Origin of the sequence: Nonlabens sp. Asnod2-A12, from assembly GCF_045063745.1 — a bacterium.
Taxonomy (GTDB): Bacteria; Bacteroidota; Bacteroidia; order Flavobacteriales; family Flavobacteriaceae; genus Nonlabens; species Nonlabens xylanidelens.
Genome location: NZ_JBEFOB010000003.1, coordinates 446,789 through 468,372 on the forward strand (window position 1 = coordinate 446,789; position 21,584 = coordinate 468,372).

Sequence of the window (21,584 nt, forward strand, 5' to 3'; positions counted from 1 at the left end):
CATAATCTACTGTATCACAGATACATGAGTTAAACATAATTTTAAAAAATCAGATTAAGACACGTTTTTTATCGGTAAAATGAATATTAGTTAAGTTTTTAAACGATAAAATCTAGTATTATTCTTCCTTATTTCAGTTAATAAACAGAACGTATGACCTTTAAAACGTTAAGTGAACGACATAACGTTATAATTATCGATGAAATACATAGTGATTAATAGATTATAAATATAAATCTATGATTAATCAGAATTATTCTTTAAATCGATCCATTTAGAAAGATATTTGTAACGAGAATTTGAATGAAAATTTAGCATTTTTATAAAAAAATCATCCTTACTTGATAAAGCATTATTAACATTTGTTAAACTAGATATTTTAAATAATAACGCTTTCGCGAAAGCGGAATGGGAATAATTATTTTCTAAAATCTTTGAAGAACTATCGCTTAACTCTTGCCATTTTCTAAGATTTTGATACAAGCTTATCACTTTACCTACATAAGCATCTATATCGTCCTCGGTAAAACCAAATTCTTGCTTACCATTAAACATTCCTTCGGCTGCTATTTGTGACATTGCTACTGGTGTAGCGGCATGCAAAGCGTCAAATATCTTACCCTTCAAACCTGCACCAAAACGTAATGGAGCTAATAACAATCGATATTCCTGCAGTGTTTTAATAGCATTTGTTGCAAAACCTTTAACTATAAAACCTTGCTTAAGGTTGTGTAATTGTTCTATGCTTTGATTTTGATAAGCACCGTAAATATGTACTTCTACATCTGGTAATTGCTTTCTAATCTGTGGCCATATCTCAGTTTTAAGATACAAGATAGAATCATAATTAGGTTGATGGAGAGAATTACCTATCATCACAAAATTAGATCTCTCGTTAAAAGATTTAGGTAAAGAGATTTTTAATTTATCATCCTTATATAAGAAAGGAATGTAAACTAGTTTATTTACCGGTATGTCAAAACTGTTTATCAAAACATCATGCTCTACCTTTGATATGATTATACTAAGATCACAGCGATAAATAGCTGCAATTTCTCTTATGGCAGCATCATTATAAAAACTAACATCAGTCCCGTTTTTAACAGCTACTTCCCTAGCCTTTCTTAAAAAATGTAAATCTTCTGTATCTAGAATATGTAAAGTATCTGGACTGTTATCTTTTACTCGCCAGCTGTATTGCTCTTCGGTCATGAAGCGATCATATAACACTATATCAGGTCTTAATTCCTTTATATATTGATCAAAACTAGAGTCATTAAGCAAGATCTCTTTTTCAATAATATCTAAGGCTCCTAAATCTACAGAATATGCCGATTTAAATCCTGCGCAACTAAAAATAACTTGATAACCATCTTCTTGAAAAACCTCTAGTAACTGTAGTATTCTATATCCTGCAGCAGTGGTTTGCGGTTCTGGCCAGTTTTTACCTATTACTAGTAGTTTTTTCATTTTACAAAGTTAGTTCTTAAGGAGAACTAGTGCGATAAAAGTTAAAATGTATATTTTCAAATTTACATTCTAGAGCTCAAAATCAATGAAATAACGATTTCTATTCTTTATTGTTGAAAAGCAAGCTACCTAAAAGAAGATTATTGATAAAAATCCGCTGTAAAATATTTACTTTAGCGTTTTAAAATCATAAAGATTCCATGGGTAAAATAATTGCTATAGCAAATCAAAAAGGTGGCGTAGGTAAAACAACTACAGCAGTTAATCTTGCAGCATGTCTAGGAGTATTAGAAAAGAAAGTATTGTTAATAGATGCAGATCCGCAGGCTAATGCTACTTCTGGACTAGGCTTAGACGTTGAAGAAATAGAACAAGGTACTTACCAACTTATTGAAAACTCTGTCCCTGCCGCAGACCTAGTGTTACAAACAGAATCTCCTAATGTAGATATTATACCTGCTCATATAGATCTAGTGGCTATAGAAATAGAACTAGTAGACAAAGAGAGTCGTGAATACATGATGCGTACAGCACTTGCTAGCATTCAAGATAACTATGACTATATTATTATAGACTGTGCTCCTTCACTAGGATTATTAACTTTAAATGCCCTTACTGCTAGTAATTCTGTTCTTATACCTATTCAATGTGAATACTTTGCACTAGAAGGTCTAGGTAAATTATTAAACACAGTAAAAAGTGTACAGAAAATCCATAATACAAATTTAGATATAGAAGGTCTATTACTAACTATGTACGACAGCAGGTTAAGGCTTTCTAATCAGGTAGTAGAAGAAGTAAATCAACATTTTGAAGGATTAACTTTTAAGACAATCATTCAACGTAATGTGCGTTTAAGTGAAGCACCTTCTTATGGTGAGAGCATTATTAATTATGACGCATCTAGTAAAGGATCTGAGAATTACCTGAGCCTTGCTAATGAACTTATACAGAAAAACGCTTAAGCAAAATGGCCAAAGCAACTAAAAAACAAGCGCTAGGAAGAGGATTATCTGCTCTTTTAAAAGACCCTAGCAACGATATTAAATCTACTGCAGATAAAAATGCAGATAAGATAGTAGGTAACGTGATCGATCTTCCATTGAAGGATATCGACATGAACCCTTTTCAACCTAGAACTAGTTTTAATGAAGAGCAACTTAAAGAGCTGGCTTCTTCTATTAAAGAACTAGGTGTTATACAACCTATTACAGTACGTAAGAAAGGTTTTGGTAAATATGAACTAGTTTCTGGAGAACGTAGATGTCGTGCCTCTAAGTTATTAGGACTAGAAACTGTACCAGCATATGTACGCCTAGCAAACGATCAAGAATCACTAGAAATGGCACTGGTAGAAAATATCCAGCGTCAGGATTTAGATCCTATTGAAATAGCTCTTTCTTATCAAAGATTAATTGAAGAAATAGATCTTACACAAGAGCAAATGAGTGAGCGTGTAGGAAAATCTAGAAGTGCTATTGCAAACTACTTGCGCCTTTTAAAGTTAGACCCTATCATTCAGACAGGTATGAGAGATGGTTTTATCTCTATGGGACATGGACGTGCTTTAATCACTATAGACAGTCTGGACCAACAGCTAGATATATATCAAAAGGTATTGAGCGATGGTCTTTCTGTAAGAGAAACTGAAAAAATGGTTAAGGAGTCTAAAACGGACTCGCTTCCGAGAAAGCAGACTAAAACGAAGTCGCTGCCAGAAAATATCTCTCAAAAAACATCTGAGCTTAATTCTTTACTAGACACAAAAGTTACTACGACTATGTCAAGCAGTGGTAAAGGAAAAATTACTATTAACTATGCTTCTAAAGCAGACTTTGAACGCATTGTAAAGTTAATCAATGAGTAAATACATAATTTACATAATACTTTTTATAGGCCTTGCTGGATTTGCACAAACACAGCCAGATCCTAACCCTAATTTTGGTCCCTTGCTAGTGGCACAGGATAGTGTTGCCACTGTATATGATGCAAACCGACCTGCAAAAGCTGCTTTTTATAGCGCTATTGTTCCAGGTTTAGGTCAGGCATACAATAAGAAGTATTGGAAAGTACCTCTTGCCCTAGCTGCAGTAGGTATTCCTATTTATGTGTATACAGTTAATGATAAAGAATACAATCGTTTAAGAGATGCTTTTAGAATACGTCTGGCAGGTGGTACAAATGATGAGTTCTCTAATGCAGACGGAACTCCCATAATAACTACAGAAGGGCTAGAAAGAGCGCAAAGAACCTCACAACGTAATAAAGAATTAAGCCTTTTAATTACAGCAGGTCTATATGTATTGCAAATAATTGATGCAAACGTAGACGGGCATTTGAGCCAGTTTAGTGTAGATCGTAATTTAACTTTTCTACCTTATATGGATTACAACACACTAGCCATAGGTAACACCTACGGATTTAATCTCACCTATAATTTTTAATATGAAAATTGCATTATTAGGATATGGTAAAATGGGTAAAACCATTGAAAAAATAGCTCTAGAAAGAGGACATACTGTGGTTACTAGAATAGGTCGCAATGACTCTATGGAAGACATCACAAAGGCAGATGTTATTATAGAGTTTACTAGTCCAGAAAGCGTAATGAATAACCTCAAATATCTTATTCCTACTCAAATACCTATTATTTGCGGTACTACTGGGTGGAATGAAAATTTAGGCGAGGTAACTGATATGATTAAAGAACATAAATCAAGTATGGTTTATGCGTCTAACTTTAGTCTAGGAGTTAATATTTTCTTTGAACTTAATAAAAAACTTGCCGCAATGATGAGTCAGTTCAAAGAATATGATGTTAAGATGCAAGAAATCCATCATACGGAAAAGAAAGATGCGCCTAGTGGTACGGCTATAACTTTATTTGAAGGACTAGCAAAAAGCGTAAGCAAAGAAAACTGGCATTTAGGAACAGATCTCAAAGAAGATTCTGTTTCAATTGAAGCTTTGAGAGAAGAAGATGTCAAAGGAACTCACAGCGTTATCTATCAAAACGAAATAGATAGTATAGAAATAACTCACACCGCACATACTAGAGATGGTTTTGCATTAGGTAGTGTTATAGCTGCAGAGTGGATTATTAATAAAAAAGGAATTTACACCATGAAAGATGTTTTAGGGTTATAATAATCTCTACAACTATCTATCATACTACAATATAACAATATGAATTGGACAGAATGGTTAATCGTATTTATCTTAATCCAGTTAATTCACGGATTAGGAACCTGGAAAATGTATGTCGCTGCAGGTTTTAAAGCATGGCAAGCATTTGTACCTGTATATAATGCGGTTACATTAATGAAAATAATGAATAGACCATGGTGGTGGACTATTTTACTTTTCTTACCGGTAGTAAACCTTTTAATGTTTATAGTTATATGGGTAGATACCTTGAGGTCCTTTGGTTACAATAAAGCGATAGATACGACTCTAGGAGTGGTGACTTTTGGTTTTTATATCTATTACATCAACTACACGCAACCACTTAATTATATACATGATAGAAGTTTAGACCCTAGAACTAGTGCTGGAGAATGGACTAATTCTATTCTATTTGCAGTAATAGCAGCAACTATAGTTCACACCTATGTAATGCAACCATTTATTATTCCTACTTCTTCATTAGAAAAAACATTGCTTACAGGTGATTTCCTTTTTGTAAGTAAATTCCATTACGGTGCTAGATTACCTATGACTCCTATCGCCGCACCTATGGTACACGATACCATTCCTGTGTTAGGAGTAAAAAGCTATCTAGCAAGACCACAGTTACCATACACTAGAATACCTGGTTTTCAAAAAATAGAACGCAATGACATCGTGGTATTTAACTATCCTACAGATACCATTAATTCTTATCCTAACGACGATGGTAAATACCATTACAAACCTATTGATAAGAAATCTAATTATGTAAAGAGATGTGTTGCTATAGCTGGTGATACCATGTCTATGAAAGATGGTGTTATATACATTAATGGTGAAGAACTTATTTTACCAGAACGTGCCAGACCACAGCATATTTATAGCGTAATCACAACAAGATTAGATCTTATGGCAGATCAAGCTTATATGATCGAGAAATATGATATAACTGAAAACATATATCAGCCAGATAGAGATGTTAATCCTAACAAACTACAATTAACAGCAACAGATAAAGCCATCGAGCAGCTTACTAAAGATGGTATTATCACGTCTGCCGAAATGCGTAATCAAGAACTAGCAACACCTTATCGCAAAGATTTAAGAGACCGCAATGACATATCTACTATATACAATAAGCCCAATGCTTTTCCATATGATGGTAGATTATCTAACAATAATGATGACCGCGATCCATTTTTAATTCCTGCCGAAGGTATGACCGTAGACATAGACTACAAAAACATCTCTTACTTTGAGAGAATCATTGAAGTTTATGAAGGTAGTGAGATGAATATCTTTAACGATATAACTCTTAAAGGAAATAAAGTGTTACTAAATGGCCAGCCTCTTACCTCTTATACATTTAAGCAAGATTATTACTGGCTCATGGGTGATAATCGTGATAATAGTCTAGATAGTAGATTCTGGGGTTATGTACCATTTAATCACGTAGTTGGTAAACCAGTATTTGTGTGGATGAGTTATGACGGTAATAAATCATTTACGTCTGCATTTAGGTTTGAAAGAATGTTTACTACAGTAAATGGATCTGGACAGCCTACTTCTTACTTAGTTTATTTCTTAGTAATATTAGGTGGTTACTTTGTGGTTAAAAAGATCATGAGTAATAAGAAGAAGAATCAGGAAAACTCTTAATAATCTATGGCTATGAATGATTTGATTATTCATCCCTCCTACTTTGTGGATGTCATTACACTCATTCATATACATCATGCTCAGAATATTATTCTCGAGCAGCAGGATAGTTATGTAAAACAAACTTATAGAAACAGATGTTATATTGCTGCAGCAAATGGTAAACTAGCACTTAACATTCCTATTGTTCATCAAAAAAAAGGACATTCTGTACTGTACAGTTCGATAGAAATAGATAATTCACAAGCCTGGGCTTCTACGCATTTAAAGAGTATAAAGAGTGCTTATTACAGTAGTCCCTATTTTGAATATTATCAAGACGACCTAGAAGAATTATTTAAGGAAATACCATCTTCATTATTAGAGTGGAATATAAAAACCCTTCATTTTTTGATGCACCATCTTCAAATAGATCGCACTATAAATAGAGTTGTTAATTATGAGGATAACGCACTTGCAAAAAGACTCATTACGGCCAAAGGTGATGCCTTATTTCAACTAGACTCATACATTCAGGTATTTCAAGAAAAGCATGGTTTTACACAACCATTAAGTGGCTTAGATCTATTATTTAATCTAGGACCTGCAGCTGGTAGATATCTTAAAAAACAATACCATAAATTATAAATGGATAACAGTCTAGCAAGATTTAAAAACTTTTATAGCACTGCTACCCTATGGTCAGGAACATTATTAGGCCTTGATCAATTTCATTTCTCCAGTCTCAAATTTGACCATTTAAAAGAGAAAGATTCTATTGATTTACCTATAATACCTCAAAAAACAGTTTTAGGTAAAAGAGCTGAACATTTTTTTAAATTCTGTATTGAGCAGTCTAGTAACTATAACTTACTAGTGTCCAATCAACAAGTTTTTAAAGGTAAAATTACCATAGGTGAACTGGATTACATCGTACAAGAAAAACGCAGTAAACAAATTATTCATGTAGAATTAGTTTACAAATTTTATATCTATGATATCGATAAAGATGTACGTGATAAAGACCCAATAAGACAAGAGCTTAGTAAGTATCAAGGGCCTAATGGAAAGGATAATTTAGTCCGTAAAATCGACCACCTTAAAAACCACCAGTTACCCTTACTTTACAATGAGCATACACAAGATATATTAGATCAATTTGACCTGGACGTTCATAAAATGCATCAGGAGGTCTGTTTTATAGCGCATGTGTTTATTCCTCATAGGCTATGGAATCATTCCTTTAAGTACATTAATAAAGCTAGTATTGTGGGATATTACTTTAAGTATTCCGCTTTCGCGAAAGCGGAAACATCAAACATCTATTTCTTACCTAAAAAGTATGAGTGGAAAATGAAACCTCAAGAGTTAGAGGAATCTTTTACATTTCTTCAAATTTTAGAACTAACTACAGCCAGTCTATCACGTGGATTTGCACCGTTAATATGGATGCAATTAGAAGACAGCACCTTTGAGCGATTCTTTGTGATAAAGTAAAACTCGCTGCATAGAGTTCTACTATATTTTAATCACTCACACCTATTTGTGATTTCATAAACACATTTTAACTCAATATTCAAAACATGAGTTGTTATGTCTAACTACCTTTATATCATCATAAAACCATAAAATAGTCTTCTATATTTTTAATTAATCTTAGAATTCAAATCGATAGTGGTAAAGTAGCGTCTTCTATTAGATGTCAGTGATATAATGTTTAAAAAACTAAAATAACCAAGAAATGAATTATTTAAATTTTGATTTAGAAAAAGCAAAAAACACCAGTAAAGAACTTAATATACTCCTAGCAGATTATCACCTATACTACCAGAAATTGAGAAATTACCACTGGAATATAGTAGGTCGTTCTTTCTTTGATCTTCATGTAAAATTTGAAGAAATGTACAACGACGCGATTTTAAAAATTGATGAAGTTGCAGAGCGTATATTGACCTTAAGATACCAACCTACTTCTAACTACAGTGATTATTTAAAATTATCTAACTTAAAAGAAACTAAGTCAGAACTTACCGATATAGAAATGGTGAACAACCTGATTGAAGATCATGGAAGTATTCTTACACAAATGGCAAAAGTGGTAGAAACTGCCGGAGAATGTGAAGACGAGGGTACTATTGATTTAATAGGCGCTTATATCAGAGAGTTAGAAACTACAACGTGGATGTTAGACGCATGGAGAATGAATACAGAGAGTACTAGAAAGTCTGTATAACTCTCAATTAACACATAAAAAAGTCCCTTTTTATTGCAAAAAGGGACTTTTTTATGTTTAAGAATTAGTTTCTTCTTCTTCTATTATTGTTGTTATTATTATTACTGCGACCACCTTTTTTATGATGACGATGGTTTTTATTACTAACACGATTACTACTCGTGTTACGGTAAATCAAAGACTTAGATTCTAGAAGATCTTCTTCTTTGGCAGCAAGGTTAATCTCTCCATTACTTAATTCAAACAAATGTTTGAAAATAACAGCATCATCTACAGAGTCTTTATTCCAGTTAAGGAAAGATTTCTTCATGTGATTTGCTATTATATAACTTAAAGCCTCTCGCTTCTCTCCTTTCTCCCATCCTAAAGCGATGTTAATCATGCTCTGGATATTATTTCCATAAAACCTATAACGAGGTCTTTTTTGAGGATAAGTCATTCTCGCTGGTCTCGCTGCAAGAACTTCCTTATCTGGAATAGGATAAGGTGAGTCTACATCTAGATCAAAATTTGCAATTACAAATAATTGATCCCACAGTTTATGTTGAAAATCTGCTACATCTCTTAAATGTGGATTTAGATTTCCCATCACACCTATAATGGCAGTTGCCATACGGTTGCGTTCTTCCTTAGTTTCTAGCGCTCTACAGTGCTCAACTAGTTTTTGAATATGTCTTCCATATTCAGGTATAACGAGCTGGTTACGCTCTGTATTATATTCTAGTGATGATATCAAATTGAAAATGTATTACTTGTTGTGAAGTGTTGCAAAATACATAAAAAGTTGTAATTAATCTACTTAAAGTGATATAACACCTTCTACAGTACTTACCTCTTTGTATTTTTCTATAACAGCATCAGGATCTTTTAACTTTACCATGATAGAAACACTTGTATAAGTTCCTTTACTAGATTCTTTAGTTTTAATCACAGCACCTGTATTATCAAATATATCTTCTATCTCTTTAATTTGCGTCCCTTGAGACGGAACTATAAATTTATATAGATATTTTGCTGGCCATGAACTGGTATCAGCAAGTTGTAGTTTCAACTTTGCGTAAAATTCTTCAGATTTTTTTCCTTCCATCATATCGATGCAAATATAATTCATGATAGACACGATTACTAAGCATAGATTTAGTTATTTTGTACTTTATGGAAAAGTTGAAAAGAATCTTAATAATAGGTGGTCCAGGATCTGGTAAAACTAGTGTCCTTAAAACGATAGAACTTAATGGTTTTAAAGTCCATCATGAAATATCTAGAGAAGTAACCGCAAAGGCTCAAGAAGAAGGCATCGATCAATTATTTTTAACAGACCCTTTTGCTTTTAGTAATCAACTACTTGCTGGCCGTATCATTCAATATAACGAGGCAGTAAATGGAATAAACTTTTATGACAGAGGCATTCCAGACGTACCTTCTTATCATGTATTTACCGGTGATGATATCCCAGATGAATACATGACTGCATGTGACGACCACAGGTACGACCAGGTGTTTTTTCTACCACCATGGGAAGAAATCTATGAAAGCGATGCAGAGCGTTATGAAAGCTATGAAGAAGCGGTCGTATTAGGTGATATTCTTAAACGCTTTTACACTAAATTAAACTATACTCTTATAGAAGTGCCTAAACTAGACATAGAAGGCAGGTTTAACTTTATAAAGAACCATTTATAATATTGATCAACAAATCGTTAGACATATTAAACACGGTTTACGGTTATGAGAACTTTAAACCTTTACAAAAGGACATAATCTCTAACGTATTAGATGGTAAAGACACGCTTGCTCTATTACCTACAGCTGGCGGTAAATCTATTTGTTATCAAATACCAGGCATACAATTAGATGGAATATGTATAGTTATTTCGCCTCTTGTTGCATTGATAAAAGACCAGGTAGACCAACTTAAAAAACGCAATATAAAAGCGGTAGGTATTACAGGTGGTATATCCTATCAAGATCTAGATAATGTTTTAGATAACTGTATTTATGGCAGTTATGATTTTCTATACTTAAGTCCAGAGCGTTTACAGCAGTCATTAGTAAAAGAACGCATTCTTAAAATGAATGTGAACCTTATCGCTGTGGATGAGGCACACTGTATTAGTGAATGGGGACATGATTTTAGACCTGCATATCGAGAGATACATATATTAAAAGAATTACATCCCAGAGTACCTGTTATAGCTGTTACCGCTACAGCAACTCCTACCGTAGAAAAAGATATTATAGAAACCCTAGAATTTGATAATTATAGAGTTTTTAAATCTAGTTATGAGCGAAGTAATATAGATTATCATATCCATAAAACTGGTGATAAAAGAAGCTCACTCAATAGTTTTTATGCGACACATCCAGGTAGTAGCATTACCTATGTAAGAAGTAGAAAAAATGCTGTAGAATACACGCAACAGCTGCTACATAATGGTATTACAGCAGGATTTTACCACGGCGGTTTAAACAATAAGTTAAGAGCAAAAACATCAGATCAATGGCTTCATAATCAGTTGCAAGTCATGGTAGCGACTAACGCCTTCGGTATGGGAATAGATAAACCAGACGTGCGTACTGTAGTCCATATGCAATTACCAGATAGTATAGAAAGTTACTATCAAGAAACAGGTAGAGCCGGTAGAGATGGATTACCTAGCATAGCCTACAGCATTTATAATCGCAACGACCTCGAGCATGCTTATAATCAGTTTATAAAATCACAGCCTACTCCTACTTACCTCAAGTTTATATACCGCAAATTATCTAATTATTTGAGAATAGCACTAGGAGAAGGTGAACAAGAAACACATCCTTTATCATTTTCACAATTTTGCAGTACCTATCAATTAAACGGTATGCAAGCCTACAGCGCATTAACCGCATTAGAGCGATTTAGTGTCATAAGTCTTTCTCAAGGTTACCATAGACGGTCTAGTGTCCGCTTTCGCGAAAGCGGAAAACAAATCATGTACTTTGCTCAAAACAGGCCTGTCGTTAATGCTATCATACAGTCCATATTGCGCACCTATGGTAGTAGTGCAAATCAGGTCCTACAAATCAATGCAGCATTAATTGCAACGAGAAGTAATACTAGTGAGAACGAAGTTTACGAGACCTTACAATTATTACATGATCAAGAATTAATAGAAGCCACTATTACTAACACAGATCTACAAATAACCTATTTAATACCTAGAGATGACGAGCGAGTAATCAACAGTTTTTCTAAAGAACTAGAACGACAGAATGAATTGCGACTGGATAAGTTAAAAGCACTCGTAAGATTGATAACTAATACAGACACCTGTATTAATAGTATGTTACTAGCTTATTTTGGAGAAAAACCAACCTCTAACTGTGGTAAATGTAGCAACTGTTTAAAAGATAAATCACTTACATCTATACCACAAAAAGTATGGCATGTTTTACAAAAAGAACCTCTAGATATAGTAGAGATAGAACGACTTATTAAACAGCCCAAATCAATAATCATAACAGAAATAAAATCATTATTAGAAAGCGGTAAAGTAACCGTAACTAATGATAATAAATACCTATTAAATGGATAAATCATTGAGAATTGTATTTTTTGGAACTCCAGAATTTGCAACTGGAGTTTTAGATACTTTAAATAAATCACACCATACTATAGTAGCTGTAGTTACCGCGCCAGATAAACCTGCCGGTAGAGGTAGAAAAATTAACCAAAGTGACGTAAAAAAGTACGCCGTAGAAAACGAGCTACCAGTTTTACAACCTACTAATTTAAAATCAGAAGATTTTTTAAAAGAATTAGCATCTTACAATGCAGACCTGCAGGTTATTGTAGCTTTTAGAATGTTACCACAGGCCGTGTGGAAAATGCCAGAACTAGGTACCTTTAATCTACATGCTAGTTTATTACCTCAATATCGAGGTGCTGCACCTATAAATTGGGCTATTATCAACCAAGAAAAGAAAACTGGTGTCACCACTTTCTTTATCGATGAAAAAATAGATACCGGTGCTATCATTGCAAATCAAGAAACTGATATAGCACCACTAGAAGATGTAGGCTCACTTTATGGCCGTTTAATGGCTATGGGTGCTTCATTAAGTTTAGAAACAGTAAATAATATAGCGGCAGGAACCATAACTACTACTATACAAAAAGACTCGCAGGACTTAAAAGATGCACCAAAATTAAATAACAGCAATACTTTAATTGATTTTAAACAACCTGCAAGCACAGTAGATGCACTTGTAAGAGGTTTATATCCATATCCTGTTGCAAAGGCAACCTTAATTAATAAAGAAGCTATGGTGGTTAAGATTCATAAATCTACCGTAATAGAAAAAGACCATAAAATGACTCCTGGTAGTTTTGTAATAGAAGAAGGAAAAATGGTGATAGCATGTGGTAAATACATGATAGAGATAGATGAGATACAAATACCTAATAAAAAGCGTATGAAAGTAAAAGATCTACTCAATGGATATACATTTGATCCTGATGCTAGATTTGACGTGGCTTAAGCGCATTTACCTTCTAAAAGCATATAGTTATTAACAATCTGTCGGTTTTATGAACAAATCATCGAGTTTTACGCTCTAATCCTTGTGTGGTCGCATATTCCGTATAAATTTGTTTCACGTTTTAGTTTAACCAACATTAATTTAAATTCAATTATGAACAAGACAGATTTAATCGAAGGAATGGCAGAGCATGCTGGAATTTCAAAAGCAGCAGCAAAAAAAGCATTAGAATCATTTTTAGGAAATGTAGAACAGTCTCTTAAAAAAGGAGATAGAGTATCTCTAGTAGGATTCGGTTCTTTCTCAGTTTCTAAAAGAGCTGCACGTGAAGGTAGAAACCCACAAACTGGTAAAACTATTAAGATCGCTGCAAAGAAAGTTGTAAAATTCAAAGCAGGTAGTGATTTACAAAAAGCTGTAAACTAATTTTAAATTAGTTTAAACATTTAAAAGTCCCGACTTAACTAGTTTAAGCTCGGGACTTTTCTTTTTAACCTACTTTTTTGATTAATTATCACTAGATACATTCTAAATTGATAAAATTAGTAGGAAATTGGTAAATTTTTATTAAGTTTATTTTAACTAATTAAACTCTATGAAAAATGTAATTCCAGAAAAAGGAAATCTTTTGGTTTCAGAACCGTCTGTTATCGGTGATGATTCATTCTCAAGGTCGGTTATATTACTTACTGAGTTTAATACAGAAGGTGTGGTGGGTTTTATACTTAATAAACCACTAGACTGTACTCTTGATCAATTGATACCTGAAATCTCATTAAAACTAGAAGTCTATCAGGGCGGCCCAGTAGAAACAGATAATCTATATTTCTTACACAACATTCCAGACCTTATACCAGAATCTCATTTAATAGAAGATGGTATATACTGGGGCGGTGATTTTCACGCTGTAAGTGATCTTTTAAAAAAAGGGATTATTACTGGTGAAGAAATAAAGTTCTTTCTAGGCTATTCTGGTTGGGAACGCTCTCAACTAGAAAATGAATTAGACTCTCATTCTTGGGTAGTGGTAGAAAATACAGACAGTAAAGACCTACTATCTGACAATATGCATGATATCTGGAAGAAGAAAATGAAAAACCTAGGTGGTGCTTATGAATTATGGTCTAACGCGCCAGAAAACCCTTCTTACAATTAATGAAAGAAGGTGTCGTTAAGTAATTCTGTTAATTCATTTGCCGTATCCAGGCTATATTCTTTTTTACGATATTTAGTAATGCTTTGAACACCTTTAACCATATTAGTAACAAAGATTTCATCTGCTCTTTGTAATTCAAATGGTGTGATAGTTTCTTCTACAAATTGATAATTAAGCATTTTCTTAAGTTGCTTAATTATTTGAGCTCTCATTATTCCTGTTAAACAACCATCAGAAATAGGTGGTGTTTTAATGACATCACCTTTACGTAAGAATACATTTCCAGATATGGCCTCTACAATCATTTTATTTTGATTGAGTAATAACAAATCATCATAGCTATTCTCTTTGGCAAAAATACCAGCTAGAATATTGATCGCTTTATTAGTAGATTTCAAATTGCTAAGCATAGACGCATAGACTAGATGATCTTTGAATAAGTCTACCTCTTTCTTTCCATCATTTATGTATGCATGTTCTAATGGAGTACAAGAAATAGAATAGTTAACACCGAGATCTTCTGGCGTGTAAAGTCCACCAGATTTTCTCCAAATTGTGATTCTTACTCTAGCGTGATTTTTTTCTAGACCTTCGTTAGTTAAAAGTTCTAAAATACTTTCTTCTAAAAACTCTGGTGTAAAAAAATCCGGAATATCCATACGCAAAATGCGCATGCTAGACATTAATCTAAAATAATGATCTTCAAATAATAATGCTACGCCATTATAACATCTTAATGTTTCAAACACACCATCACCATAAAAGGTACCTCTATTATCAAAAGGAATTAATGCGTCTTGTTCTTCTAAAAATTCTTGATTAACTATTACCATAAAAAAAAGCCCTGTATTTCAGGGCTCAAAATTAATTCTTAATTATCTATTATCTGGATCCTATGACCTTTTTTAGAGCACTAATTTGATTTTCCCAGAACATTTTTTGTTCTTCTACCTCGTCATCATCATCACCGAAATCAGTAATCATTAAGGAAACATCTTTAGTTATTTCATCAACTTGAATTCTGAGTTCAAAGAACTTTTCAGTATCCTCATCATAATCCCATTGAAAACGAGCTCTTTCTCCCGCTACTCTTTTAATTATTTTTGCTACTTCCTCTTGTCCGTCCCAAATAAATTTGAAATATTCTCCACGACTATTTACATTATCAGCAAACCATTCAGACATTCCAGAAGGAGTCGCAACGTGTTGATATAATAAAGTAGGTGAAGCTTGTATAGGAAACTCTAGGTCAAATTTGATTGGTTCTTGCATTTAATAAACTTTTGTGGCAATATAAGGCTTAATTTGTTTCATTAAAAAACAAATTAATCTAAATTTTTAATGAATAACATTTGGATTTCAAAAATTAATTAATGTATATTTGCAGCCGCTTAAAAACGGTAACGTAATTAAGTAAAATGGCGTGGTAGCTCAGTTGGTTAGAGCGCAGCACTCATAATGCTGAGGTCGGCGGATCGTGCCCGCCCCACGCTACAAATCCCTTACTATTTTTAGTAAGGGATTTTTTTATTTATATACTCTTCTTCCCTACTTAATTTTACCAGCAACTAGATTAGATTTTAGACTTCCTACAATTAAAAAAGAATTTTAAAGTTGAACATTACAACATTTACCTATTGATAAAATAAATTAAATACTTAAATATGGTTATCAATACATTGTTTCTTTAAGATTCTTCCACTCCTATTTAATACATACCTCATCATAGCATCAATTTAGATCAATATCTCTTTTTACATATGTTAACCTCCTAAAAAGAATCTATATTTTATCATAAATTCCATTTAACAGTGTATAGTTCTAACAATTAGTACATTTAAACCGATTAAACAACAATTTATCGATACAACCGTACTACTAACATTCGACGAATGGTAAAATAAATGGGTAATTCATCGATATTATTGCTAAAATACGATTTATATCGATAAATGACATTTAAATTCGTGTACCCTGAATTCAATTTTAAGTACACATGAAAAAAATTACCCAACCTGAACAAAACTATTCTCTTGTATTTATTTTATTCTTTCTAATAAGCGTTTCTAGCATAGCACAAACTAGTAGAGTCACTCTGGATATCAATTGGCCCACAAATTCTGGTCAAAATTACGTATTGGTGTATGATCCAGCTGGAACTGAATTAGGTAGATACTGTAATCCTACTAACTGTTATAACGGAGCCAATAGATCATACTCAACGACTATCGACTTTGGGTGCCTTCCTGACGCAAACAATTATAGAATTAGACTTTTTGATAGATTCAATAACGGATGGGGAACCAGCTCTGTTACTGTGAATTCTGGCGGAAGCCCTGTTTTAACTTCTACAATAACTGGTGGTCAAAGTGGCGCGTCCTTTTTCTTCAATGTTTCTGGTGGTGGTTGTGGTGCACCTACTCCAGAAATAGATATCATAGGTAACGGATTAAGCATTTCTAATAATGACAGCACTCCAGATACTGCAGACTCGACCGACTTCGGTATTGCAGATGGATCAACTTCCTTATCAAAAACATTTACTATTGAAAATACTGGAACTGGACCACTTACCTTGTCAGGAGCTCCTGTAACCATTAGTGGTGTTAATGCTGGAGACTTTGCTGTAACATCACAACCTTTAAATAGTATACCTGCAGGATCTTCTAGTGATTTTACCATTGAATTCTCGCGTAGCGTTCCTGGATTAAGTCACGCCACCATAGAATTAAATTCTAATGATGCTGATGAAGGTACTTACAACTTTAGTATAACAGCTAGCTCTGCTGGACCAGTATCTACTCTTTATTATGAAAATTTTGATGCTGGGACTGGTGGATGGACTTCTACTTCTATTAGTGGTTTTGAATTTAGCCTTGGTACCGTTTTTAATGAAAAAGGTGAAGGAGATTATTGGTATACTGATAACTGGAACAACTTCCCTTCTAACGCTAGCGCTACCGTAACGAGCCCTATAATATCCACATTAGGTTATACAGATTTAAAATTCTGGATAGATTTCAGGACTAATACTAACGACGGTGATGACGGTATGAGAGTACAATATAGTAGTAATGGTGGTGCTACCTGGAATACTTTGGGGACAGATTCATCTGGCGAGAACTGGTATAATTCTGGAGATGTAGATGGTTTTGCAAATAATGCAGACGGCTGGACTGGTGATAATTCAAATTTAGATAACTCATTAAGTAGATTTGAAGAAGCTAGCCATGACCTACCTACTATTGCAGCTAATAATCCTAATTTGAGATTTAGAATAGCATTTGCAAGTGATGGTTCTAATACAGATGATGGGGTCCTTTTTGACAATATTATTATTACTGGACGCAAAATTATTACAGACACCGCACCTGACGGTCCAGCAGATGTTAACGATAATCTTACTCTGTGGTTAAGATCACAAGATATTGCATCTACCGACGGTACTCTGTTGCCATTATGGGAGGATCAAGCTCTCGATAACGATGCATTTGAAGTCCCTGCCAGCGCACCTGTTTTTGCTAATAACGTCACCAACAATATTAACTTTAACTCTACTGTTGCATTTGATAGATCTCAACAACAACATTTAAGAGGTAAAGGAGGTTTTAACTCTAACGATTACTGGATAGTGGTTAGAAGTACCATAGATATGACAGGAGCGCTAGCTGGTGAGACCATGTTACTAGGCGCAAAATATGCACCTATTAATCCAGCAAAAGATCCTTCTGGATTAGGATGGGGACCTGTATCTGCTCGTTATGATGATGAGGTGATTGCTCATAGTGTTGGAACAGTATCTGAAAATGACCCAGCAGATGGTAGTTATGGAAGAGCACTATCTGATGCTTCAGGAACTTTTGATGATGTACATATTCTGAATGTGAAAAACAACCCTGCAAATAACCAAACTGAAATTTATTTAAACGGTCGTAAAATCGATAATCAGACAGGTGTAACACAAGTGACAAGACAGACATTAAATTTTAGTGGTTTTTCAAATAAACCTTTTTATATAGCTGCTGGTAGATATCAATTAAACGGTCTTCCTTTTGAAACACACCTCAACGGTGAGATTACAGAAGTTTTCAGTTATCGCGATAGAAAGTCAGAATTAGTACAACAAAGAATCTATTCATATCTAGCTATTAAAAATGGGGTTTCTCTTCATCAACCTAGTAGTACACTAGATGATCATAGAGCTGACTGGGATTATCTAGATTCTGATGATAATGTTATATGGGATTATAGCTCAAACACACAATTTAATTATGATGTTGCTGCCATAGCTCGCGACGATAAATCTGAATTATTTCAAAAACAATCTAAAAGCGAGAACTCTACAAGTATAGTAGCAATAGGTCTAGATAAGGTGGAAGATTTAGGTTCTCAAAATTTAGAAGTATTTGAAAATGACAAGGACTTCCTTTTCTGGGGACACAATGGTCAGGATTTGAACGCATATGCTACAGTTATAAATCACGACTTAGGAATTGCAAATTCGGTATCTACTAGTCTCACCAGGGTAAATCGCATATGGAAAATAGAAGAAAAGACTGCTACTGACATTGCTACAACAGAAGTAAGAGTAGCTACTTCTGATTTTTCAGGTTTACCAGCACTAACCGCCAATAGAGAATATGTATTAATAGTAGCAGACGATGCTAATTTCACAACTAACCTAGAAACTCGATTTTTCTCCAATGATGGGTCTTATGAAAGAGCGTCATATAATTTTGACGGAATCAAATACTTCACATTAGGTATTACCGATGTAAAATATGACGATAGAAGTGTTTCTTTTGATGGTGTAGACGACCATATCATCATCGATAATCCACAAGGTTTAGGTAGTAACTTCTCTGCAAGTGCGTGGGTACTTAGTGCAGGACTCAACAGTACTAATACAGAAAGAACTATCGTTGCAAAAAGAGCAGATGGTACTGGTTTTCAATTATCTCTTAAGAATGACAACCGTATTTCCCTAAGATGGAATGGAAGTACCTTACAAGAAATGGTATCTAATACTGCTTTGAGTGATGGTGTATGGAGACATATAGGTTTCTCTTATGATGGGACTACTGCAAAAATTTATATAGATGGTGTTGTAGATATTCAAGAACCCTTCTCTACTCCTTTACCAGATGGAAACCTATTAGGCATAGGTGCTAGAATAGATGAAGATGAAACTGCTCATGATCATTTTAATGGAGAAATAGACGAAATTAGAATGTGGGATATTGCACTAAGTCAAAATCAAATACGATTTATCATGAACCAAGAGCTACAAGAAAATTCAAATCTTGTTGCTGGTAAAACCATACCTACTACCATTACTAAGAATGATATATCTGGATTAAACTGGAATGATCTTACTGCTTACTATAGTATGAACAGCTTTATAGGAACAGCATTAAATGATGAGTCAGTAAACAAAGGATATGGTAGAATGGCAAATGAAAATTATTTTGAATTAAGAAATCAAACGGCGCCATTACCTTACATCAGTGGTGCTGATGGAGTATGGGAAAATACTTCTAGTTGGGAAAACGGCTCTCTTCTCTATACACCTGGTAGTACGAGAGTAATAAATGGAGTCGTTGAAAAGATAAATTGGAACATTGTTAGGACTAAAGACGAAGTAACTATTTCTAATACAGATATAATTCTATTAGGCTTATTTGTAGAAAGTAAAGAAATGAACGTAGATAATGATCATGGTTTAACCATAACTCATGTTCTAGATCTTCAAAGCTCTATAGATTTAAAAGGAGAATCACAATTAGTACAATTAACTAACAGTGATTTATTAGAATCTACAACAGGTTATATAGAAAGAGATCAACAAGGAACAGGTATAACATATGATTATAATTACTGGAGTTCTCCTGTAAGCATTACAACTGTTAACAGCAACAATAATGGATATACTCTAGATAACGTACTTAAAGACGGTACTCTAGTAAATACCCCACGAGATCTCAATTGGACAGGAACTGGAGTAAGAGATGGTATTCCTGGAGACGCTACAACAGCAGCAACTATTTCTGGTAGATGGTTATATAAATACAGTAATTTAACCAGTAATACTTATTCTAACTGGCAGTATGCCGGACCTAATGGGGCTATTAACTCAGGAGAAGGATGGACTATGAAGGGAACAGGATCTGCTACAGAACAGAATTATGTATTTGTAGGTAAACCTAATAATGGAGATATAGATCTTCCTATTAATGCTGGTAATGATTACTTAATAGGTAATCCCTACCCTAGCGCACTAGATGCACATGAATTTATATCAGATAATCCTAATCTAGATGGTACCTTATACTTTTGGGAACACTGGGGTGGAAACACACACATACTAGCTAGATACCAAGGTGGATATGCGATGTACAACTACTCTGGTGGTGTTGCAAATGCAACGATAGGAACCTCTAATCCTGATGTGAACCAAGGAGGTATTCCTACTAAACGTCCAGAACGTTTTGTACCTGTAGCGCAAGGTTTCTTTGTAACAGGTATAACAGACGGTACCATAAGATTTAGAAATGACCAAAGAAACTTTGTAACAGAAGCCTCAGGTAATAGTTTATTTGTCGCTGCACCTGGAGCAAGTTCTGGTAACGTGGCTTATGATGATTACAACGGTATTAATGACCCTAGACCTAAGATAAGATTAGGTTTTGATAGTCCTAGTACGATTCACAGACAGCTATTACTTACCATAGATGCAAATGCTTCTATGAGTTATGATAATGCTTTCGACGGTGTTCAAATAGATGAACAAATAGATGACATGGCATTTATTTTAGGAAATCAAAACCTTTCCATTCAAGGAATTAATGCTATGGATCCTCTCGTAGAATTACCTCTTATGGTAAAACTAGATGCCGCAGGAAGTATTACTATAAAACTAGATGATATTAAAAATGTAGAATCAACGCAAAAAATATTCTTGAAAGACGCTGTATTAAATACCTATACTGATTTAATGAATGGAGATTACCACAGCCCGATCCTTGCTGCTGGTGTAAACTCTACACGTTACTCTATAGTATTTAACGATCCAGTAACTTTGAGTAATGAAGATGTTGTATTACAAGAAAATGATCTTATCGTTTACACGCCTGCAGGTACAGAAACTCTCAATGTAAAGAAAGGACAAGAGATTCTAGTAGAAACTTTAACCCTTACTAACATGTTAGGACAGCAAGTAAAAACATGGGACGTTACCGCCCAGGATGGTATCATATCCGTGCCAGTAGCTAACCTAGCAAGCGGTAATTACATCATTGTACTAGACACTAACTTTGGTTTACAATCTCGCAAAGTGATTATTAAATAAAGAAATAGCCTGCTATATAATGACAAAAGCCTTTGATTAATTTCAAAGGCTTT

19 protein-coding genes and 1 tRNA gene are annotated in these 21,584 nt (G+C 34.1%); 15 read left to right on the forward strand and 5 right to left on the reverse strand.

Going from position 1 to position 21,584, the window contains the following annotated elements:
• Nucleotides 1-243: 243 nt before the first annotated feature.
• Nucleotides 244-1,470: a glycosyltransferase gene (locus ACJJVJ_RS02140; RefSeq protein ID WP_405368646.1), complete on the reverse strand. Its 1,227-nt coding sequence runs from the start codon at nt 1,468-1,470 to the stop codon at nt 244-246.
• A 200-nt stretch (nt 1,471-1,670) separates the two neighbouring features.
• On the opposite strand from ACJJVJ_RS02140, the gene ACJJVJ_RS02145 reads away from it, so the two are divergent.
• The 8 genes from ACJJVJ_RS02145 to ACJJVJ_RS02180 all read left to right on the forward strand — a co-directional run bounded on the left by ACJJVJ_RS02145 (nt 1,671) and on the right by ACJJVJ_RS02180 (nt 8,509).
• A complete protein-coding gene (locus ACJJVJ_RS02145) occupies nt 1,671-2,435 on the forward strand; it encodes a ParA family protein (RefSeq protein WP_104514943.1) in 765 nt (254 codons plus the stop codon).
• 5 nt (nt 2,436-2,440) lie between these two features.
• Nucleotides 2,441-3,337: a ParB/RepB/Spo0J family partition protein gene (locus ACJJVJ_RS02150; protein ID WP_405368648.1), complete on the forward strand. Its 897-nt coding sequence runs from the start codon at nt 2,441-2,443 to the stop codon at nt 3,335-3,337.
• Entirely contained in the window at nt 3,330-3,914 is a 585-nt protein-coding gene (locus ACJJVJ_RS02155) for a DUF5683 domain-containing protein (RefSeq protein WP_405368650.1), read from the forward strand. The genes ACJJVJ_RS02150 and ACJJVJ_RS02155 overlap by 8 nt, the downstream gene beginning before the upstream one ends.
• Before the next feature lies 1 nt (nt 3,915).
• Nucleotides 3,916-4,617, forward strand: a complete 702-nt coding sequence (gene dapB / locus ACJJVJ_RS02160; RefSeq protein WP_405368652.1) for a 4-hydroxy-tetrahydrodipicolinate reductase — start codon at nt 3,916-3,918, stop codon at nt 4,615-4,617.
• A gap of 39 nt (nt 4,618-4,656) precedes the next feature.
• Nucleotides 4,657-6,297, forward strand: coding sequence for a signal peptidase I (gene lepB, locus ACJJVJ_RS02165; protein ID WP_405368654.1), 1,641 nt, complete (start codon nt 4,657-4,659; stop codon nt 6,295-6,297).
• Nucleotides 6,298-6,309: 12 nt separating this feature from the next.
• Nucleotides 6,310-6,924 (forward strand): WbqC family protein, encoded by a 615-nt coding sequence (locus ACJJVJ_RS02170; protein ID WP_405368656.1) that lies wholly within the window; start codon nt 6,310-6,312, stop codon nt 6,922-6,924.
• Nucleotides 6,925-7,773: a DUF1853 family protein gene (locus ACJJVJ_RS02175; protein WP_405368658.1), complete on the forward strand. Its 849-nt coding sequence runs from the start codon at nt 6,925-6,927 to the stop codon at nt 7,771-7,773.
• A 244-nt stretch (nt 7,774-8,017) separates the two neighbouring features.
• Nucleotides 8,018-8,509 carry a Dps family protein gene (locus ACJJVJ_RS02180; RefSeq protein ID WP_104514948.1) on the forward strand — a complete coding sequence of 164 codons (492 nt, stop codon included), beginning with the start codon at nt 8,018-8,020 and terminating at the stop codon, nt 8,507-8,509.
• Between the two features lie 64 nt (nt 8,510-8,573).
• Here ACJJVJ_RS02180 and ACJJVJ_RS02185 read toward each other — a convergent pair whose 3' ends face one another.
• Both ACJJVJ_RS02185 and ACJJVJ_RS02190 read right to left on the reverse strand, forming a co-directional pair.
• Complete coding sequence (locus ACJJVJ_RS02185; protein ID WP_104514949.1) at nt 8,574-9,245, reverse strand: DUF4290 domain-containing protein; 672 nt, start codon at nt 9,243-9,245, stop codon at nt 8,574-8,576.
• A 63-nt stretch (nt 9,246-9,308) separates the two neighbouring features.
• Nucleotides 9,309-9,596, reverse strand: coding sequence for a DUF493 family protein (locus ACJJVJ_RS02190; protein WP_104514950.1), 288 nt, complete (start codon nt 9,594-9,596; stop codon nt 9,309-9,311).
• A gap of 68 nt (nt 9,597-9,664) precedes the next feature.
• On the opposite strand from ACJJVJ_RS02190, the gene ACJJVJ_RS02195 reads away from it, so the two are divergent.
• The 5 genes from ACJJVJ_RS02195 (at nt 9,665) to ACJJVJ_RS02215 (ending at nt 14,183) form a co-directional block, all read left to right on the forward strand.
• On the forward strand, nt 9,665-10,192 hold the full coding sequence (locus ACJJVJ_RS02195; RefSeq protein WP_405368661.1) for an AAA family ATPase: 528 nt from the start codon (nt 9,665-9,667) through the stop codon (nt 10,190-10,192).
• 2 nt (nt 10,193-10,194) lie between these two features.
• Nucleotides 10,195-12,081, forward strand: a complete 1,887-nt coding sequence (locus tag ACJJVJ_RS02200; RefSeq protein ID WP_405368663.1) for an ATP-dependent DNA helicase RecQ — start codon at nt 10,195-10,197, stop codon at nt 12,079-12,081.
• Nucleotides 12,074-13,027: a methionyl-tRNA formyltransferase gene (fmt, locus tag ACJJVJ_RS02205; protein ID WP_405368665.1), complete on the forward strand. Its 954-nt coding sequence runs from the start codon at nt 12,074-12,076 to the stop codon at nt 13,025-13,027. Before ACJJVJ_RS02200 ends, fmt begins: the two co-directional genes overlap by 8 nt.
• 153 nt (nt 13,028-13,180) lie before the next feature.
• On the forward strand, nt 13,181-13,453 hold the full coding sequence (locus ACJJVJ_RS02210; RefSeq protein WP_104514954.1) for an HU family DNA-binding protein: 273 nt from the start codon (nt 13,181-13,183) through the stop codon (nt 13,451-13,453).
• Nucleotides 13,454-13,622: 169 nt separating this feature from the next.
• A complete protein-coding gene (locus tag ACJJVJ_RS02215; protein ID WP_104514955.1) occupies nt 13,623-14,183 on the forward strand; it encodes a YqgE/AlgH family protein in 561 nt (186 codons plus the stop codon).
• Here the strand turns inward: ACJJVJ_RS02215 and ACJJVJ_RS02220 are convergent.
• Nucleotides 14,180-15,016, reverse strand: a complete 837-nt coding sequence (locus tag ACJJVJ_RS02220; RefSeq protein WP_405368667.1) for an aminotransferase class IV — start codon at nt 15,014-15,016, stop codon at nt 14,180-14,182. The genes ACJJVJ_RS02215 and ACJJVJ_RS02220 overlap by 4 nt on opposite strands.
• Before the next feature lie 49 nt (nt 15,017-15,065).
• The gene (locus ACJJVJ_RS02225; RefSeq protein ID WP_104514957.1) at nt 15,066-15,455 is read right to left on the reverse strand and encodes an START-like domain-containing protein; all 390 of its coding nucleotides are present in this window, start codon (nt 15,453-15,455) and stop codon (nt 15,066-15,068) included.
• 148 nt (nt 15,456-15,603) lie between these two features.
• Between ACJJVJ_RS02225 and ACJJVJ_RS02230 the strand changes: the two genes are divergently transcribed.
• Nucleotides 15,604-15,677 (forward strand) — tRNA-Met (locus ACJJVJ_RS02230).
• Nucleotides 15,678-16,179: 502 nt separating this feature from the next.
• Nucleotides 16,180-21,531, forward strand: coding sequence for a LamG-like jellyroll fold domain-containing protein (locus ACJJVJ_RS02235; protein ID WP_405368670.1), 5,352 nt, complete (start codon nt 16,180-16,182; stop codon nt 21,529-21,531).
• Nucleotides 21,532-21,584 lie beyond the last annotated feature (53 nt).

What these genes read in the sequence shown, in the direction of transcription:
- ACJJVJ_RS02140 (WP_405368646.1), bottom strand. Translation starts at nt 1,470, where the DNA reads ATGAAAAAACTACTAGTAATAGGTAAAAACTGGCCAGAACCGCAAACC.
- ACJJVJ_RS02145 (WP_104514943.1), top strand. Translation starts at nt 1,671, where the DNA reads ATGGGTAAAATAATTGCTATAGCAAATCAAAAAGGTGGCGTAGGTAAA.
- ACJJVJ_RS02150 (WP_405368648.1), top strand. Translation starts at nt 2,441, where the DNA reads ATGGCCAAAGCAACTAAAAAACAAGCGCTAGGAAGAGGATTATCTGCT.
- ACJJVJ_RS02155 (WP_405368650.1), top strand. Translation starts at nt 3,330, where the DNA reads ATGAGTAAATACATAATTTACATAATACTTTTTATAGGCCTTGCTGGA.
- dapB (WP_405368652.1), top strand. Translation starts at nt 3,916, where the DNA reads ATGAAAATTGCATTATTAGGATATGGTAAAATGGGTAAAACCATTGAA.
- lepB (WP_405368654.1), top strand. Translation starts at nt 4,657, where the DNA reads ATGAATTGGACAGAATGGTTAATCGTATTTATCTTAATCCAGTTAATT.
- ACJJVJ_RS02170 (WP_405368656.1), top strand. Translation starts at nt 6,310, where the DNA reads ATGAATGATTTGATTATTCATCCCTCCTACTTTGTGGATGTCATTACA.
- ACJJVJ_RS02175 (WP_405368658.1), top strand. Translation starts at nt 6,925, where the DNA reads ATGGATAACAGTCTAGCAAGATTTAAAAACTTTTATAGCACTGCTACC.
- ACJJVJ_RS02180 (WP_104514948.1), top strand. Translation starts at nt 8,018, where the DNA reads ATGAATTATTTAAATTTTGATTTAGAAAAAGCAAAAAACACCAGTAAA.
- ACJJVJ_RS02190 (WP_104514950.1), bottom strand. Translation starts at nt 9,596, where the DNA reads ATGGAAGGAAAAAAATCTGAAGAATTTTACGCAAAGTTGAAACTACAA.
- ACJJVJ_RS02195 (WP_405368661.1), top strand. Translation starts at nt 9,665, where the DNA reads ATGGAAAAGTTGAAAAGAATCTTAATAATAGGTGGTCCAGGATCTGGT.
- fmt (WP_405368665.1), top strand. Translation starts at nt 12,074, where the DNA reads ATGGATAAATCATTGAGAATTGTATTTTTTGGAACTCCAGAATTTGCA.
- ACJJVJ_RS02210 (WP_104514954.1), top strand. Translation starts at nt 13,181, where the DNA reads ATGAACAAGACAGATTTAATCGAAGGAATGGCAGAGCATGCTGGAATT.
- ACJJVJ_RS02215 (WP_104514955.1), top strand. Translation starts at nt 13,623, where the DNA reads ATGAAAAATGTAATTCCAGAAAAAGGAAATCTTTTGGTTTCAGAACCG.
- ACJJVJ_RS02220 (WP_405368667.1), bottom strand. Translation starts at nt 15,016, where the DNA reads ATGGTAATAGTTAATCAAGAATTTTTAGAAGAACAAGACGCATTAATT.
- ACJJVJ_RS02225 (WP_104514957.1), bottom strand. Translation starts at nt 15,455, where the DNA reads ATGCAAGAACCAATCAAATTTGACCTAGAGTTTCCTATACAAGCTTCA.
- ACJJVJ_RS02235 (WP_405368670.1), top strand. Translation starts at nt 16,180, where the DNA reads ATGAAAAAAATTACCCAACCTGAACAAAACTATTCTCTTGTATTTATT.